The organism is Bacillus cereus group sp. N21 (assembly GCF_016483395.1).
GTDB lineage: Bacteria > Bacillota > Bacilli > Bacillales > Bacillaceae_G > Bacillus_A > Bacillus_A pseudomycoides.
Genome location: NZ_JAEHBX010000022.1, coordinates 1 through 18,469, shown reverse-complemented (window position 1 = coordinate 18,469; position 18,469 = coordinate 1). Strand labels below are relative to the sequence as shown.

The window sequence follows — 18,469 nt, the reverse complement described above, 5'->3', positions numbered from 1 at the left end:
CTTAGTAAAGAAAACTGAAATTATTTGTCGCTTAAGCGTTTTCCGCCAACTGCATAATGATTTTTAGACATTTCTTCGATGAAAACAACGATGTTTTCTTCTGGAGCACCAGTTGTTTCGCTTACTGCTGTTGTTACTTTCTCAGCAAGAGCTTTCTTTTGTTCTTCTGTGCGTCCTTCTAGCATTTTCACTGTTACGTATGGCATGTACAATCGCTCCTTTTATGTAAGTTACAATCTTATTATAACGGATTCTAAGGAAGAACAATCGAAAAAACAAATATTTTCTTTTTTTGACATAATGAAGAGGAGATGAAGTATGGATCAGTTATTTAGATATCCACTGCACCAAATTCCACTGGTAGCAATGGCTATTATTATCGCGTTGTCTATGCATGAATTTGCACATGCATATGTTGCATATAAGTTTGGTGATGATACAGCGAAAAGGCAGGGGCGTTTAACTTTATCACCAATGTCTCATTTAGACCCGATCGGAATGATTGCAGTATTAATTCTTGGGTTCGGTTGGGCACGTCCGGTACCTGTTAACCCTTATAACTTTAAAAGACCACGTCTTGCTGGTGTACTAGTTTCTATTGCAGGACCGATTAGTAACCTAATCTTAAGTGCTATCGGTTTAATCATTTGGTACAGTTTGTTAAGGTTTGGAGTACTAGATGCCATCCCATTTGCGGTGGCAGATACATTAGGTCAATTCTTCCAAATTTTTATTGTTCTTAATATCGTTTTATTTGTTTTCAACTTATTACCGATTCCACCGCTGGATGGATATCGTGTAATTGAAGACTTAGCACCGGCAAATGTTCGTGCGAAAATGACGCAATATGAGAAATATGGAGCAATTGCTTTATTGATTCTTGTTATTACACCGCTTGACCGTTATACAATTCAACCAATTTTCAGTGTAGTAATCCCGCACGTACTAGGATTTTTACAAAGTATTATTGCACCTATATTTGGGCTAATGTAATACATGAGTGAGGAGGAGTTTACATATGACAGAGAAAAAGAAAAAAATTGGTTTTAATATTGTGAAGAATGATTCAACAGATGGGCATGGTGGCTTTGGTGTTGGGGCGTTAAGTTTAGAAAATATTTCACCTGTTTTTGTAGATGTATTAGAGCAAACTGCATTTGTTGATATTGGTGCGATGCATGCGCGTAGTACTGTGGAAAAAGGGATTAAGTTTTTAACAAATAAAGATGAAGTTCCAAATGGAAAACCGTATTGGCTTGTGTGGGTAACAATTGAGAGAACGGCAAAAGGTGCTTACTATGCAGGTGTAACAGCTTGTGAGATGACAGTTGATCGTGAAATTCGCCGTGGTTATAAATCACTTCCAGAGCATGTAAACAAGATGGATAAATCATTAAAACGTTACATCATGGTTGACCATATGGATGAACCATCTAAGAAGGTGCTTGGTACATTCTTAAAAGAGCATAATGAAGCAATTTGGAACGAGTCTAGTGAAGAATTGCGTCATGCATTATTAGGAGAATAATTTTAAGGCTACCAGGAGAAATTCTGGTAGCCTTTGGTGTTTTTGGGGTATGGTAGTATTTCTCTTTATGTCGTATATTGTCGGAACGTCGATATGTTGTGTCGAAGCACCGATATATTGATGCTACAAATACGATAAGTATTTACCATGGAAAGTATTTTTTCCACCAGCTCTCTTTTTTCTTCTCTTTGCTAGCCTTCTCGAATTCTTCTTTATCATCAATATGATCCATGCAATATTCAGTCGGTTCTGTTCCTTTTGCAAAATACATTTTCACGGAAACTGGACAGCCTTTCGTTGCGATTTTTCCATTTTCAGGATTGATATTTACAGCAATAATATCACTTGGTTGCTTGAATTCCTTTTTAGGCTGACCCTCTAGTCCTTTTTCCATCGTATCAGCCCATATTTTTTTTGCGTAGCCTTGTTCTGCCGGGTTTGTGATGGATTTTGGCTGATCGTATCCGACCCATACACCTGTTACTATTTGCGGAGTGAAGCCGATCATCCAGCTATCTGTTTCTGTGGAACCAGATTTTCCTGCATACGTACGTGATAGTTTTGGAAGCAGGGATTGTCCTGTAACAGAAGCATACCCACTTAGTTTTTTATTGAACATTCCCGTCATCATTTCTTCCATTACAAATGTATTATTTTTATCGAGCACTTGTTTACTTTCTAAATGTGCATCATATAAAATATTCCCTTCATGATCGACAACGCGGCGAATAAAGGTTGGTTTTACTTGTTTTCCCCCATTGGCAAACATACTGTACGCACCTACCATTTCAATTGGTTTTACAGGAGACGTACCAAGGGCAAGGGATGGTACATCTTTTAATGAACTTATAATCCCAAATTGTTTAGCGGTTTTTGCTAAAGAGTCCTCTCCTAAAAATAAATGTGTTTTCACGGCATATACGTTATCTGATACTGCAAGGGCTTGCGCCATCGTCACAAAATCATCGGCATAGTAGTCTTTATAATTTTTCGGTTTATATTTAGAAACACCGTCTCCTAATGTAAATACTGTATATTCGCTTTTTAAGCGAGTCGCTGGTGTAAATCCTTTTTCGAGTGCAGCATAATATAAAAAAGGTTTAAAGGTGGATCCTGGTTGGCGAGATGCCTGAATCGCTCGGTTAAATTGACTTTCTTTATAATCTTTTCCACCAACAAGAGCTGCTACTTCTCCTGTTTTCGGATTCATTGAGACAAGAGCCGTTTGTATATTAGTTGTTTCTGGAATCGTATCTTTTACAGATTGCTCGGCTATTGTTTGTAGTTTTGGGTCTAGTGTTGTGTAAATATGGAATCCACCGCGCTGTAATGTTTGCTCATCGAGTCCAATATCATGCAGGAGAGAGGAGTGTACAGCGTGTTGGAAATAAGGTGCTATTTCTGCGACTTCTTTTGTTTCTAATGAAGCAAATGTAAGCTTTTCCTTTTTGGCAGAGGAAGATTGCCCTTTCGTAATATAGCCCTGCTCTACCATTTCATCTAAAATGATTGATTGTCTTGTTTTTGCTCGTTCCTCCTTTAAATAGGGAGAATATACGCTAGGGCCTTTTGGGATACCAGCTAACATACTAGCCTCTGCTAATGTCAAGTCACTAGCAGATTTATTAAAGTAAAGACGGGAAGCGGCTTCAATACCATAAGCGCCGTGTCCGTAATAAATCGTATTTAAATATCCTTCTAAAATATGATTCTTGCTGTAATTAACCTCAAGACGAATAGTATATATTGCTTCTAACGCTTTTCGTTTCCAAGTTTTATCATGATCTAAATATAGATTGCGGGCATATTGCTGCGTAATCGTACTAGCACCTTGGACCTTTGCCATTGCTTTTATATCTGCAATGATTGCACCAGCAATTCTTTTTATATCGAAGCCATGGTGATCATAGAATCGTTGGTCTTCAATAGAGAGTGTCGCTTCTCTCACATAAGGAGAGATTTGGTCGAGAGATACGTTATAGCGCTTTTGCATCCCGTTGCTTTGTCCTATTACAGTATCATCATTGGCATAAAAGGTGCTCGTTTGCGGAACAGCGATGGGAGGCGGCCCCATAATCTTTGCTACTATGATGATGATAAAAAACGAAAAAACGAAAAAAAGAATGCATGAAAAAAGTGCGGTGAAGAAAAGACGTTTATATTTTTTCAGTTTTGGATTCACAGTTTGATCCATCTTTTTCATCCCCTCATCGTATACTTTTATTAGTATTGAGGGTTTTTTCGTATTTTAAACACAAAATGAAAAAGAGCCCTTTCAATTAAGAAAGAAGCTCAAAAGCGCGCATTGGCCAATCCGTAATAATTACATCTACACCGTAATCGATCATTGTTTGTAAGTCTTTATTTTCATTGATTGTATAGGGACGGAAAACATAGCCTTGCTGCTGTGCAGTTTGTACAAATTCTTTTGTTAGTAACTGAAAATTTGGGTGTAATCCGGACGCCTCCCTTTTCTTGGCTTCAGCAATTGGATCACTGAGTGGTTCATCGTATAAAATAGCTCTTGGAATTTCAGGTGCAATTTCCGCGAGTAGGGAAACGGAATCATGGTTAAAAGATGAGAATATAATTTGGTTTGAAAGATGATATTCACGAACGAGGTCGACAACCTTTTCTTCGATACCTGGATAGTGGATTACGTCTGTTTTTAATTCAATATTAAGTTGTAAATTTGTCGTAGAGAGCCAAATGAATACTTCGCGTAAGGTTGGAATCTTTGCTTCATGAAAAGAAGGGCTTTTATGGCTACCAGCATCAAGAGACTGTAATTCCACTACTGTTTTTTCAGAAACTAGTCCAATTCCATTTGTCGTACGATCAACAGTTTCATCGTGAATTACAACAAGCTCACCATCTTTCGAAAGGTGAACATCAAGTTCGATGCCATGGGCACCAACACGTTCTGCTTCTTGAAAAGCAATCATTGTATTCTCTGGATGTGTTCCTTTAACTCCGCGATGGGCAAAAATAAGTGGTTTTTTCATCTGAAAATCTCCTTATGAGTTCATTTCTTCCATTATGAAACTGCGGTGAGAAAAATACAATCTATATGTCAAACATTTACAAAAGTATAACACTTGCATAAAAGTTAACGTTAACGTAAAATGTAATAATGTGATGAGAGGAGGAGTAAACATGTATAAGATCGATGAGGTAACGAAGCAAGTTGGATTAACAAAACGTACACTTCGTTATTATGAGGAAATTGGTTTAATTCATCCGCCGGAGCGTAGCGAAGGGAATATTCGTCTTTATACAGATGAAGATATTGTACGTATTAAAAAGATTGTAGAAGCGAAAGAAGTATTAGGAATCACACTTCAAGAAATGCAGCATTTCTTATCATTAAAAGAACGCATGGAACAAAGACGAAATAGTGACAATCCACGTGACCGTGAAGTGATTCAAGAAATTAAGGATATGCTTGAGAACCAAGTGCAAACGCTGGATACAAAAATGAAACAAATGGAGCGCGTGAAAGCAGAATTAGAGAATAGTTTAGGACGTGCACGTAAATTCTTGGAGGACACAAAAGGAGAGTAATGAATATGGAGAGCAAACAAAAATTGGGGAGATTGATTACAGTGCTGGCTACTTTCCTTGCCTTTTCAGGCATCGGAGTAGTTGATCCTATTTTGCCGATTATCGCTGAGAAGATAGGGGCAACGCATTGGCAAGTGGAGATGTTATTTACAGCTTATATTTTAACGATGGCAATTATGATGCTACCGGCTGGTTTATTCGCAGCACGGTTTGGTGATAAGAGAATGATGACAATTGGTTTATCAATTGTAACTGTATTTGCTTTTATATGTGGTATATCACAAACGATTGCCCAGTTATCTCTTTTCCGTGCTGGCTGGGGGCTAGGTAATGCGATGTTTTTCGCAACAGCGATGACATTATTAATTGCTCTTAGTAAAGAAGTACATGAAGCGGTTGGTTTATATGAAGCTGCGATTGGTTTAGGGATGGCCGGTGGACCATTATTAGGAGGACTACTAGGTGGACATTCTTGGCGTTACCCATTTTTTGCGACAAGTCTTTTAATTTTATTAGCATTTATTCTTGTTTTCTTTTTTGTAAAAGAGCCGGAGCGAAAAGTACAGAGAAAAGCAGCTGGAGAGGGGGAATTACTTAACCTTATTAAGTATAAACCGTTTATGCAAGGTGCAATTTCAGGTATGTTATATTATTACGGATTTTTCGTTGTATTAGCATATTCACCACTTATTATGCATTTATCGGCAATTCAGTTAGGTTTCGTATTTTGCGGTTGGGGACTTGCTTTAGCATATGGATCTGCAATATTAGCGCATAAATTAGAAGGGAAATATGAACCGAAAGCATTGTTACGATTTAGCTTACTTGTATTTGCAATTCTGCTAATCGCATTATTTTTTGTTAAAGTTATGTGGTTACAAATTGTTCTTATCGTCTTATCTGGATTAGCATCGGGACTAAATAACGCTTTATATACAAGCTATGTCATGGATATTTCACCTTATGAAAGATCTATTACGTCCGGTGTATACAATTTCGTTCGTTGGCTTGGCGGGGCAATTGCACCAATTTTATCAGGAATTATCGGCCATGCGATTTCACCGCAAAGTCCATTTTTAGTTGGGGGAATTGTTGTATTAGTTGGTTGTGTTATGATTTTGATTCCTGTTCGAGAAGGTTCTAAATTAGAATCAGAAACCCTTTCTTAAGAAAGGGTTTTCTTTGTTGTTAAATATAGTGTTTAAATAATATATGAATAAAAATACTTTTACCAAAATATATTTTCGGTATTTTTGTACTTTTAACTATACATTTTGTATGTTTTGTTTTATTTTTGTTAGGGGACATTAATGATGTCCCTATTATAAATTTGCAATGAAAGGCGTGATTGTACGATGGAACTATGGTTCACTGAAAAACAAACAAAACATTTTGGAATTACGGCGCGTATTAACCGCACATTACATACGGAGCAAACAGAATTTCAAAAGCTTGATATGGTTGAGACAGAAGAGTTCGGAAACATGCTTATTTTAGATGGCATGGTTATGACAACAGAGAAGGACGAGTTTGTGTATCACGAAATGGTGGCACACGTACCTTTATTTACACATCCAAACCCTGAGAACGTATTAGTTGTTGGCGGTGGTGATGGTGGTGTAATCCGTGAAGTATTAAAGCACCCAAGCGTAAAGAAAGCAACACTTGTTGAAATCGACGGTAAAGTAATCGAGTACTCTAAACGGTACTTACCATCAATTGCAGGTGCGTTAGATAACGAGCGTGTTGAAGTAAAAGTAGGAGACGGTTTCCTACACATCGCAGAAAGCGAAAATGAGTACGATGTAATTATGGTTGACTCTACAGAGCCAGTAGGACCAGCAGTAAACTTATTTACAAAAGGATTCTACGCTGGAATTTCAAAAGCGTTAAAAGCAGATGGGATTTTCGTTGCTCAAACGGATAACCCTTGGTTTACACCAGAATTAATTTCAACTGTGTTTAAAGACGTAAAAGAAATCTTCCCAATTACACGTTTATACACAGCGAATATCCCAACATACCCAAGTGGAATGTGGACATTTACAATTGGATCTAAAGAATATGACCCGTTAGAAGTAAGCGAAGAGCGTTTCCACGAAATCGAAACGAAATATTACACAAAAGAACTGCATAAAGCAGCATTCGTATTACCGAAGTTTGTTGGAGACTTAATTAAATAATAATTAAAAGCGGAAGCAGCTCATTCAAGGTGTGCGATAGAACGGACATGCTAGCTGCTGACGCTATTATAATAAAATAATCTTCTATCGCTAAAAGAAGATTGAGGTAAATCGAGAAAGAGGAGTGTAGCACTCCAAATTTGAGAAATAATGAAAGGTTGGGATACCTTAAGTTCCACATAAGGAGGAAAAGAATATGCGTTTTGATGAAGCTTATTCAGGTAAAGTATTTATTAAAAGTCATCCAAGTTTTGAAGATGCAGAGGCAGTAATTTATGGGATGCCAATGGATTGGACAGTAAGTTACCGTCCAGGCTCTCGTTTTGGTCCTGCACGTATTCGTGAAGTATCGATTGGACTAGAAGAGTACAGTCCATATTTAGATCGTGAACTAGAAGATGTAAAATATTTTGATGCTGGTGATATTCCGCTACCATTCGGAAATCCACAACGCAGTATAGACATGATTGAAGAATATGTAACAAAACTATTAGATGCCGGTAAGTTTCCACTAGGTCTTGGCGGTGAGCACCTAGTGTCTTGGCCAATTTTTAAGGCAATGGCAAAAAAATATCCGGATTTAGTAATCATTCATATGGATGCTCATACTGATTTGCGTGAGTCATATGAAGGGGAGCCTTTATCTCACTCTACACCCATCCGTAAAGTGTGCGATTTAATTGGTCCGGAAAACGTATATTCTTTCGGAATTCGTTCTGGAATGAAAGAAGAATTCGAATGGGCAAAAGAAGTGGGCATGAACCTATACAAATTTGACGTATTAGAACCGTTGAAAGAAGTATTACCAAAGCTTGCAGGACGCCCAGTTTATGTCACAATTGACATTGACGTGTTAGATCCAGCACATGCTCCTGGAACAGGAACACTAGAAGCTGGTGGTATCACATCTAAAGAATTATTAGATTCCATCGTAGCAATTGCAAATTCAAATATAAAAGTAGTTGGAGCAGACTTAGTAGAAGTAGCTCCAGTCTATGATCATAGTGATCAAACACCAATCGCAGCAAGCAAATTCGTGCGGGAAATGCTTCTTGGTTGGGTGAAGTAAAAGCGGAGGCAGTTTGCTCAGAATCGCAGGTCATTGGAGCACTCGACCGAGAAGCGCTTTTGGCTTCGACCGAGAGTGTGAAATGGCCAGAGATTCTAGCTGGCGCAGCTGGATAAAGTAAAAGCGGAAGCCGGCTCGCAGCATCCATATATCGACGCTTCTGCAAAATTCGACATCCGTTTACAAAACGTATAAGAAAAAAGGAGCTAGTCCCACCTGATGGAACTAGCTCCTTTTTCTTATGCAACTTTTTCTTCCGAAGCGATTCCGCGAATTTCATCAGCGGAACGAATTGGATACTTACGGAAAATAATTGTTCCGATATAACCAATAATTGTGGTCACGATTCCACATAATATAGCTGCAATGGCTACTTTCATTACATCGTTGAACCCAAAGAGAACAAGGAGTCCTGGAATTGGTGATGCTGTACCGGGGGCATTGTTCACAAGTTGGAATAAGGATGTAATAATACCAGCAAGTGCACCACCAACGAAGTTTGTCGTATAGATTGGAATGGGATTTGCTGCTACGACATCGGCCTGTGTTAATGGTTCAATTGCTACAGCAATTGTATCTTTCTTTGAACAGATCTTTAAACGTTTAAAGAAAATAAAATTCATTGGAGCAGAGGCTGCTACTGCAAGACTACCAATAGCCATTGGTAAACCTGTTAATCCAAGCATAGCAGTTAGCGCCATGGAGCTTAATGGAGATGTAGAAATAACTGTTATGAGTCCGCCAAGCATAATTCCCATAATAATTGGGCTTTCTGTGGTTGCGATTGAAATAATAGAGCCGATTTTTCCAAGTGTAGCATTTACAACGGGGTCCATAAGCATAGCCATTCCGCGAGAAAGTGGTGCTGCAACGAATAAAATGGCAAGAAATTCCACACCGGCTGGCAATTTCTTTTCTAGAAATTTAACGACAAAGGCGCATACATATCCAGCAAAAAATCCTGGTAAAATACCAAATCCACTAGTGGCGATACCGATTAAAACAGCATATACAGGAGATACACCAATTGCGAGTGCTACTAAAATAGCAGCCGCGACACCGCTCATACTACCGGAAGCTTGTCCAACCGATTGTAAAAAGTTGTTATGAAACATTTCGCCGCCGATATATCGATGAAATGCTTCAATAAGAAAGCTTGCGATTGCAGCATTGGCCAGGGCCCCCATTGCTTTCATTCCGTAAGGAGCACGAAAGCTAAACAGTGTAAAAAGAAAAAGTACAACGAGTAGTAGTGCTAAACCTTGCAAGATAGCCATTTGAAAAATGTCCCCTTTTTAATTTTGTTTATAAAAATTTGTATTATTCAATAATAATACAAAAGTTGTTTAAACGGAAAATTTTTTTATTGGGAAAATACTGTGAGCGCTTTCCTTACAATAGTGTAAGGAAATTGTAATACATTTCAATAGTATATAGTATGCCCTTATCTGTATAATACAGATATAAATATGTGACTGATAAGAATAAACAGGAGGCTATATATGAAATTGGTAATAAAAGTGTTAGTCGTCTTTGCCATTCTTTTAGGTGGTACGGCATATTATTTACAATCAAAAACAGAAGGTGTAGAGGCTTTTGTCGATAACTTCTTTTCAAATAAAGAAATACAAGATTATTACGCAGTTATAAATAAGGGTGAGAAAATAGACGATGAATATTTGTATACATTCAAAGGGTATACAGAGGATGGAAAGCAACAAACGATTAAAAAGATCATGAATCGTCAGCTACATTCAGGTGCTTTTATAAAAATTTATGCTAAGGGCATGCAAGGAAAAGGCTGGGCTGAAATTTCAAAAGAAGAAATTCCAGAAAAAGCCTTAAAACAATTACAGAAAGTGTAAAAGGAGCGAATTGTTCGCTCCTTTTTTTAATGTTTTAAAATTGTAATCGATGTGTTTGTTTGACTAGAAACAATTTCTACACGTCCGCCAATTGGGAAAGTGAAGATTGGAGTTGTATGACCAAAGTTGGCATTTGCAATTACAGGAATGTGGGAAAGCTCTTGTTTTGAATAAATCATTTCTTGAATATCTTCTATGACAGCTTCAGAACCTTTTTGTAGTCTTCCAATTACAATGCCTTTTATATGTTCAAAATCTGGTTGTTGGATGAGAGAGTGTAAGTAACGATCAAAAGTCTTAACTGTAGCTTTTCCTGTAAGAGCATCTTCTTCTAAAAATAATATTTTATCTCGTAAGCTCGGCATATATGCTGTGCCTTGTAGTAAATTAAAGGTACTCATATTACCGCCAATAATTTCGCCAACTATTTCACCTTCATATAAGGAAATATAACCTTCATTTTGGAAGAAAGTGCGATTTTCTTGGTCCATATACCAAGAGTCATCGCTCCACGTTTCAGCAGGTTGTATTTCTATTGGCTCTTCAGAAGTCATGCATTTTAAAAAGTAATCTATCGTATAATCGAGCCCTTTCTCCATTCCAAAAGAAGAAAAGTGAGGACCTGAATATGTAATAAGACCAGTCTTTGCATAAATTGCATTGCCTAGAGCTGTAATATCAGAATAACCACATAAAATTTTTGGATTGCTACGAATTAAGTCGTAATTTATATGGTTTAGTAGCCCATTGGAATTATATCCTCCAAGTGTTGTTAAGATTGCTTTTACATTGGAGTCTGCGAAAGCTTCATGGAGGTCTTGAACTCGAGAAGAAACGGAAGAAGAAGCAAAACGATCAATTTCTTCAGCGTTTTTTGAAAATGTAACACGAAATCCCATATCTGCTATTCGTTTCATAGCAAGCTCACGATTATAATTTGAGACAATACTTAAACTACAAGAAGGTGAAATGACTCGAATTTCATCACCTTGTTTTAACTTTGGTGGTATCATTTGGAGCACTCCTTTTAATGAAAGAAAATTTAGATTTAAAAGACATTTTATCATAAGAGATAGATCTTTATAAATTGTTTTTTTGAAACAGGGTTTTCCTGATTTTTCAGCAGACAGACATAGGTTTTTTTTGATATGATAGGAAAAGTGATTTATATAAAGTTTATTTAATATCTATAACATATTGAAAGGTGTGCAAGACGTGGAGAAACAACTTGCAGGCTTGCCAGTACACGTTCATTTCGTAACAGAAATCCGTGAAGGGGCACGAAAGGAGACCGTTGCTTTTGAGGCAAATGGTCAATACTATGTAAAAGGTCAAGGTACATATGTAACGTTTCAAGAGCCGAACGAACAAGGCGAAGTAAAGACAATCATTAAAATTCAAGGTGAACAAGTTCTCATTATGCGTTCAGGTGCTGTTTCTATGCGTCAGACGCATGCGAAAGGTGAATGGACAACTGGTACGTATACGAGTGAACTTGGTACGTTTGCATTGCAAACGAAAACTGATAACGTTCTTTTTAAATGGTCGGACGAGAAGAAAAAAGGACAACTCTTTTTAACGTACGCATTGCTTCTAAGTGAACAAGAAGCGGGCCGATATACAATTACGATTAATTTGAAGGAGGCAAAATAATGAACTCTTTAGAACAAGTAAAAGAATTGATTAAAGAAGAAATTAAAGCTGCCGTATTAAAAGCAGAGTTAGCAACAGAAGAACAAATTCCAAACGTTGTATTAGAATCTCCAAAAGATAAAACGCATGGTGATTTCTCTACAAACATGGCGATGCAGCTTGCACGCGTAGCAAAAAAAGCTCCTCGTATGATTGCAGAGGAATTAATTGCAAACTTCGATAAAGCAAAAGCTTCTATTGAAAAGATTGAAATTGCTGGTCCTGGTTTTATTAACTTCTATATGGATAATAGCTATTTAACAGACTTAATTCCGGTAATTGTTACAGCTGGCACGAATTATGGTGAAACAAACACTGGTAAAGGTGAAAAAGTACAAGTTGAGTTCGTATCTGCAAACCCAACAGGTGACCTTCACTTAGGACATGCACGTGGTGCGGCAGTAGGTGACACATTATGCAACGTATTAGCAAAAGCAGGATACGATGTATCTCGTGAATACTACATTAATGACGCTGGTAACCAAATTCATAATTTAGCGCTTTCTGTCGAAGCTCGTTACATGCAAGCATTAGGGCTAGAAAAAGAAATGCCAGAAGATGGATACCATGGTGCGGATATCATCGGAATCGGACAACGCTTAGCTGAAGAGTTTGGCGATCGTTATGCAAAAGCTGATGAGAAAGAAAGCTATGAATTCTACCGTGAGTACGGTTTGAAATACGAATTAGCAAAACTTCAAAAAGACTTAGAAAGCTTCCGTGTTAAGTTTGACGTATGGTTCTCTGAAACATCACTATACAAAAATGGAAAAATTGATCAAGCTCTTGCGGTATTAAAAGAGCGCGATGAAATATTTGAAGAAGACGGAGCAACTTGGTTCCGTTCTATGACTTATGGTGATGATAAAAACCGCGTATTAATTAAAAATGATGGTTCTTACACATACTTAACGCCAGATATCGCGTATCACCGTGATAAATTAGAGCGTGGATTTGATAAATTAATCAACATTTGGGGCGCTGACCACCACGGTTACATTCCTCGTATGAAAGCAGCGATTCAAGCGCTTGGTTACGATAAAGAGACGTTAGAAGTAGAAATCATCCAAATGGTACAACTATACCAAAACGGTGAAAAAGTAAAAATGAGTAAGCGTACAGGTAAAGCTGTTACACTTCGTGAGCTAATGGAAGAAGTAGGCGTGGACGCAATGCGTTACTTCTTTGCAATGCGCAGCGGTGACTCTCACTTAGACTTTGATATGGACTTAGCGGTATCAAAATCTAACGAAAACCCTGTATACTATGCACAATATGCTCATGCACGTGTATGCAGTATCCTTCGTCAAGGTGAAGAACTTGGATTAACTGCAGGTGGAGATATCAATTACAAACTTGTTGCTTCTGAAAAAGAAGTAGACTTACTGAAAAAACTGGGTGAATTCCCAGCAGCAGTTGCAGAAGCAGCGCAAAAACGTCTGCCACACCGCATTACAAACTATGCGTTTGAATTAGCAGCAGCGCTTCATAGCTTCTACAATGCAGAAAAAGTATTAAACCCAGATAACTTAGAATTAAGTAAAGCTCGTTACGACTTAATGCGTGCAGTACGCATTACACTTCAAAATGCATTAGCATTAGTTGGTGTATCTGCACCTGAGAAAATGTAATAGGCAAAAGAAAAGATGCTTATTTTTGTTTAAAAGTGATATACAGGTTGATATAAAAACATCTGATCAGTCTATAGACTGATTAGATGGCAAAGAAAGCGGACCATCGAAAAGCCGTATGGGGGAGAACCTCACGTACGGCTTGATGAGGGGAAGCTGGGCAGAAAAAGAGATGGCAAAGCTATCTCTTTTTCTGTTTCAGTTTTCTACTCTAAATATATGTTATGGTGATGAAGTGAAAATAGAAAAACATCAATTAACTATTGATTTTTTAGAACAATTCTAGAATAATAGGTTGTCGGGGGTAAAATTATCAAAAAGCTATACATGTAGTATTAGTAGATGAAATGTTACCAGTAAATGGTGTGATTGTTGTAAATGATGTTGTTACAACTATGCCAAATACTAAACTAACACTTCATCTAACCAAGTATCTACACAATTAGTAATTAATCTTGAAAATTTCCAACCTAGTCAAAAAACTAGGGGTTTTATGTCTAAAATAGTACATATAGTCCAACTAAAGTTTTCATGATTTGATAAAAATAATGAAAGGATATAAATCTCTCGATTTTGATATTATCATCACTTATATATATAAATCTCTCGATATTAAAATGTAATGTCGCCCTAGAAAAGCTAACTCTTCTTAGCGAGTAAGTGAAATGTATGTATAAGTTCATTTTAATTCTTCAACATAGCCATAGATCCATTAGGCACATTACTTTTTCTCGACACTCATTTATAGACTCCAAAAATGAAAAGGCTGAATTTCATATTTCTGCACGATTCACATGAAATTAGTTGCCCAGTACACTCTTTTTTATTTACCCCCAAATTCGTTCCACTGTATACAGATTTGGAGAATATGACTTTTATCTTCATAGGCAAAATACTTCGTCCGGAGCATTTTTAATCATATAGCGTTTATATTGGAACATTTCTTGTCTGATTGTTTCGGTGTGTAGTTCAGTTGTGCAACGAAACATAAAACGTTTTAACATATGGCTAATTTCACTTCGACTCATGATGACAGAAAACGAAGACATATCTTCAATGACATCCTTTAGAATACGAGTATCCTAGCACGTTTCAAAGCCATAACTCTCTTCGGCTGGGGTGCTAAATTCGATTATACGCTGTACTTCTTGTTATTCTTTATGAGGATAATTATGGGGATTGACCAAATGCATATTTGCTGTGAAGTAGCTCGTCTATACTTGCTCACACTAAAATTTTTGCGTATGGAGCAATCGTTTGCGCTGGATATGAAGAAATTTAGGAAACTCTACGGCATAATAAGACGAATGACTGTCATGAGTTTTATCGTGAATGCTTTTTGAATTCCTTTATCAAAATTTGTTCTTTCCCTTATTTGTTTTTGTTAAACAATATAGACCAGAAATACCACGGTTTAGATATGTCGGAGAAATTAGATGAATCTATATAAAAAGCAAATTTCAAGTTTCTAAACAATAGAAGAGTTGAAAAAAGAGAAAAGGATGATAATAGCTATCAAACATATTTAAGTAAAATAGCTTAATGACATTGAATAATAGAATCTTTGTCATAGTATGTTTGTACCAAAATCTAGAAACATTTAATTTTATAGGGAGGATAACAGAAAGCATGTATTTAAAAAGAATAACTTCGATTTTTTCGATTATAATGATTTTTATGTTTACTATAGGTCAGAGTTTGCTGCCTATAATAGCAAATGCACAAGAGTTAAATACAGCGGGACTTGTGGATAGTTTTAAGATTGATAAAACAAATCTACAGACCACAGAACGGACTAAAGTAACTGTAAACTTCAGTGAAAAAAATGGACTTAGGCTGAAGCCTGGAGACACACTAACATTAACGCTGCCTCCAGAATTAAAAGGATTAGATAGAGAGTTTCCATTAGATGACTATGGTACTTGTAAAGTCACTGCAGGTACTGTGGTATGTACATTTAATGATAGAGTGAGTACACATCAAAATATTAAAGGGTATTTAAACTTTTACGTGGAAGCTGCTAATGTAGGAACGGATCAAAAGAAAGAGATTGAAACCAATTTCGGTACAAATGTAGATAAGCAATCTGTAACAATTACCGGCCCAAGCGGTGGTGGTGGTACAGATCCTGGAAAGCCACCGTTTTTTTATAAAACTGGTGATATGAACTCAGGTAAGGACAATGAAGTACGTTGGTTCTTGAATATAAACTTAAATAAAGAAGAGTTAAGTCGCGATATTGTTGTGACTGATAATTTACAGGAAGGTCAAACACTTAATAAGGATAGTTTCTATATAATTATTGATGATTATATAGGTCGTCGATCTTTAACGCTACAAGAGTTTGAAAAGCAACGTTACGGAACGATTACCTTTACTGGTGACAGATCATTTAAAGTTGTGCTTTATAAGGATAAAGCACGTCTTGCCTCCTTTTCGATTGGTTATACATCTACTATAACGGAAGCCGGAAAGAAGCAAGAGTTTTTTAAGAATGATTATACGATTGATTACCAAGTTTTTCACAAAGACCCAGTTACTGAATCGGGTAGTTACCCAGTCGAAAATATGACAGCTGGCGGTGGTGCTGAAGGTAACGAGGTTCCAAAAGGAACGCTAAAAATTGTTAAACATATTGAAGGAAATAAAGAAAAAGTAATCCCAAATGTTTCGTTTAAGTTGTATAAAGAGCCGGGTGAACAAGTTGGGGGCGAATATAAAACAAATAACGACGGGATAATTGAAATTCCTAACTTACAACCGGGTAAATATTATATGCAAGAGGTTTCAGCCCCAGACTATGTTGATTTCGATCCTCAAGCAAAAGTAAGTTTCGAGGTTAAATCAGGTGATGTAAATGGAGTGGAGCTGCCAATTCCGAATAAAGTGAAAACTACATCTGTTACAGGAACAAAGACGTGGAAAGGCGATAATGCGAAAGATCGTCCGACGATGATTAAGGTAGACTTACTACAAAATGATAAAGTGATCGCAACGCAAGAAGTAACAGAAGCAACAGGCTGGAAATATGAATTCAAAGACTTAGCGGCATATGATACAGACGGAAAAGCATATAAGTATGAAGTAAAAGAACAACCGGTAGATGGATATCAAACAGAAGTAAAAGGTTATGACATTACAAATACAAAAGTGGTACAAACCACAAAAGTAGAAGGAACGAAGACGTGGAAGGACGGAAAAGCAACAAATCGTCCAGCAATGATCAAAGTAGACTTACTACAAAATGGCCAAGTGATCGCAACACAAGAAGTAAGCGAAGCAACAGGCTGGAAGTATGAATTCAAAGATTTAGTGGTAAACGATGCAGACGGAAAAGCATATAAATATGAAGTGAAAGAACAACCGGTAGATGGATATCAAACAGAAGTAAAAGGTTATGACATCACGAATACAAAAGTAGGCAAGACATCAGTTTCAGGAAAGAAGACTTGGAACGATAACAATGCATCAGATCGCCCAGAGTCAATCAAAGTGAAATTACTACAAAATGGCAAAGAGATTGACACGAAAGAAGTAAGCAAAGCAACAGAGTGGAAGTATGAGTTTAAAGATTTAGTGGCATATGATGAAAATGGAGTAGCTTACAAGTATGAAGTGAAAGAACAACCAGTAGACGGATACGAATCAAAAGTAAAAGGTTATGACATTACGAATACAAAAGTAGGTAAGACATCAGTTTCAGGAACGAAGACCTGGAAAGGTGGCACAGAGGAAGAGCATAAAGCCATCAAAGTAGACTTACTACAAAACGGTACAGTGATTGCGACACAAGAAGTAAGTAAAGCAACAGGCTGGAAGTATGAATTTAAAGATTTAGCAGCGTTTGATGAAAATGGAGCAGCTTACAAGTATGAAGTGAAAGAACAACCGGTAGACGGATACAAATCTGAGGTGAATGGTTATGACATCACAAATACAAAAGTAGGCGAAACGAAAGTAGAAGGAACAAAGACTTGGAACGATAACAACGCAACAGATCGTCCAAGCACGATTAAAGTAGATTTACTACAAAACGGTAAAGTAGTAGACACAGAAGAAGTAACAGCAGCAACAAATTGGAAGTACGCATTTGAAAACCTACAAGCATACGATGCAAACGGAGTAGCTTACGAGTATACAGTGAAAGAACAACCAGTAAAAGGATATAAATCGGAAGTAAAAGGTTATGACATCACAAATACAAAAGTAGGCCAAACAAAAGTAGAAGGAACGAAAACATGGAAAGACGATAATGCGAAAGATCGTCCGAAGATGATTAAAGTAGACTTACTACAAAATGACCAAGTGGTTGCGACACAAGAAGTAACAGCGGAAAAAGGTTGGAAGTATGAATTCAAAGATCTAGCGGCATACGATGCTGAAGGAAAAGCATATAAGTATGAAGTGAAAGAACAACCGGTAGATGGATATCAATCCGAAGTACATGGTTATGACATCACGAATACAAAAGTAAGCCAAACAAAAGTAGAAGGAACGAAGACATGGAAAGACGATAATGCGAAAGATCGTCCAGCAATGATCAAAGTAGACCTACTACAAAATGGTAAAGTGCTTGCGACACAAGAAGTAAGTGAAGCAAGCGGTTGGAAGTATGAATTCAAAGATTTAGCGGCATACGATGCCGAAGGTAAGGCATACAAGTATGAAGTGAAGGAACAACCGGTAGATGGATATCAATCCGAAGTACATGGTTATGACATCACGAATACAAAAGTAAGCCAAACAAAAGTAGAAGGAACGAAGACATGGAAAGACGATAATGCGAAAGATCGTCCAGCAATGATCAAAGTAGACCTACTACAAAATGGTAAAGTGCTTGCGACACAAGAAGTAAGTGAAGCAAGCGGTTGGAAGTATGAATTCAAAGATTTAGCGGCATACGATGCCGAAGGTAAGGCATACAAGTATGAAGTGAA

15 protein-coding genes are annotated in these 18,469 nt (G+C 37.2%); 10 read left to right on the top strand and 5 right to left on the bottom strand.

Features of this window, described 5'->3' with window-relative positions; all coding sequences use genetic code 11:
- Positions 1 to 20 precede the first annotated feature (20 nt).
- Positions 21 to 206 carry a 2-hydroxymuconate tautomerase gene (locus tag JDS96_RS14320; protein WP_001147172.1) on the bottom strand — a complete coding sequence of 62 codons (186 nt, stop codon included), beginning with the start codon at positions 204 to 206 and terminating at the stop codon, positions 21 to 23.
- 112 nt (positions 207 to 318) lie between these two features.
- On the opposite strand from JDS96_RS14320, the gene JDS96_RS14315 reads away from it, so the two are divergent.
- A complete protein-coding gene (locus JDS96_RS14315) occupies positions 319 to 993 on the top strand; it encodes a site-2 protease family protein (protein ID WP_003202430.1) in 675 nt (224 codons plus the stop codon).
- Between the two features lie 25 nt (positions 994 to 1,018).
- Positions 1,019 to 1,528 carry a YwhD family protein gene (locus JDS96_RS14310; protein ID WP_003202432.1) on the top strand — a complete coding sequence of 170 codons (510 nt, stop codon included), beginning with the start codon at positions 1,019 to 1,021 and terminating at the stop codon, positions 1,526 to 1,528.
- Between the two features lie 142 nt (positions 1,529 to 1,670).
- On the opposite strand, the gene JDS96_RS14305 is transcribed toward JDS96_RS14310, so the two are convergent.
- Together JDS96_RS14305 and JDS96_RS14300 are read right to left on the bottom strand one after the other, a co-directional pair.
- A complete protein-coding gene (locus tag JDS96_RS14305; RefSeq protein WP_199667207.1) occupies positions 1,671 to 3,722 on the bottom strand; it encodes a transglycosylase domain-containing protein in 2,052 nt (683 codons plus the stop codon).
- 85 nt (positions 3,723 to 3,807) lie between these two features.
- Positions 3,808 to 4,533 carry a glycerophosphodiester phosphodiesterase gene (locus JDS96_RS14300; RefSeq protein WP_003202435.1) on the bottom strand — a complete coding sequence of 242 codons (726 nt, stop codon included), beginning with the start codon at positions 4,531 to 4,533 and terminating at the stop codon, positions 3,808 to 3,810.
- Between the two features lie 151 nt (positions 4,534 to 4,684).
- On the opposite strand from JDS96_RS14300, the gene JDS96_RS14295 reads away from it, so the two are divergent.
- The 4 genes from JDS96_RS14295 (at position 4,685) to speB (ending at position 8,344) form a co-directional block, all read left to right on the top strand.
- Positions 4,685 to 5,092, top strand: a complete 408-nt coding sequence (locus JDS96_RS14295) for a MerR family transcriptional regulator (RefSeq protein ID WP_016112729.1) — start codon at positions 4,685 to 4,687, stop codon at positions 5,090 to 5,092.
- A gap of 5 nt (positions 5,093 to 5,097) precedes the next feature.
- Positions 5,098 to 6,261, top strand: a complete 1,164-nt coding sequence (locus JDS96_RS14290; protein ID WP_199667206.1) for an MFS transporter — start codon at positions 5,098 to 5,100, stop codon at positions 6,259 to 6,261.
- Positions 6,262 to 6,447: 186 nt separating this feature from the next.
- Positions 6,448 to 7,275, top strand: a complete 828-nt coding sequence (gene speE / locus JDS96_RS14285) for a spermidine synthase (RefSeq protein ID WP_097794008.1) — start codon at positions 6,448 to 6,450, stop codon at positions 7,273 to 7,275.
- Positions 7,276 to 7,471: 196 nt separating this feature from the next.
- Positions 7,472 to 8,344, top strand: a complete 873-nt coding sequence (gene speB / locus JDS96_RS14280) for an agmatinase (RefSeq protein ID WP_199667205.1) — start codon at positions 7,472 to 7,474, stop codon at positions 8,342 to 8,344.
- Positions 8,345 to 8,583: 239 nt separating this feature from the next.
- On the opposite strand, the gene JDS96_RS14275 is transcribed toward speB, so the two are convergent.
- A complete protein-coding gene (locus JDS96_RS14275; RefSeq protein ID WP_003209243.1) occupies positions 8,584 to 9,621 on the bottom strand; it encodes a PTS sugar transporter subunit IIC in 1,038 nt (345 codons plus the stop codon).
- A 225-nt stretch (positions 9,622 to 9,846) separates the two neighbouring features.
- Between JDS96_RS14275 and JDS96_RS14270 the strand changes: the two genes are divergently transcribed.
- A complete protein-coding gene (locus JDS96_RS14270; protein WP_018764896.1) occupies positions 9,847 to 10,209 on the top strand; it encodes a YxeA family protein in 363 nt (120 codons plus the stop codon).
- A 26-nt stretch (positions 10,210 to 10,235) separates the two neighbouring features.
- Here the strand turns inward: JDS96_RS14270 and JDS96_RS14265 are convergent, their stop codons facing one another.
- The gene (locus JDS96_RS14265) at positions 10,236 to 11,222 is read right to left on the bottom strand and encodes a S66 family peptidase (protein ID WP_199667204.1); all 987 of its coding nucleotides are present in this window, start codon (positions 11,220 to 11,222) and stop codon (positions 10,236 to 10,238) included.
- A 202-nt stretch (positions 11,223 to 11,424) separates the two neighbouring features.
- On the opposite strand from JDS96_RS14265, the gene JDS96_RS14260 reads away from it, so the two are divergent.
- The 3 genes from JDS96_RS14260 to JDS96_RS14250 form a co-directional block, all read left to right on the top strand.
- Entirely contained in the window at positions 11,425 to 11,862 is a 438-nt protein-coding gene (locus tag JDS96_RS14260) for a YwiB family protein (RefSeq protein WP_016112723.1), read from the top strand.
- A complete protein-coding gene (gene argS / locus JDS96_RS14255; protein ID WP_003202452.1) occupies positions 11,862 to 13,532 on the top strand; it encodes an arginine--tRNA ligase in 1,671 nt (556 codons plus the stop codon). The genes JDS96_RS14260 and argS overlap by 1 nt, the downstream gene beginning before the upstream one ends.
- Before the next feature lie 1,629 nt (positions 13,533 to 15,161).
- A partial coding sequence (locus tag JDS96_RS14250; RefSeq protein WP_199667203.1) for a Cna B-type domain-containing protein occupies positions 15,162 to 18,469 on the top strand: 3,308 nt, incomplete at its 3' end.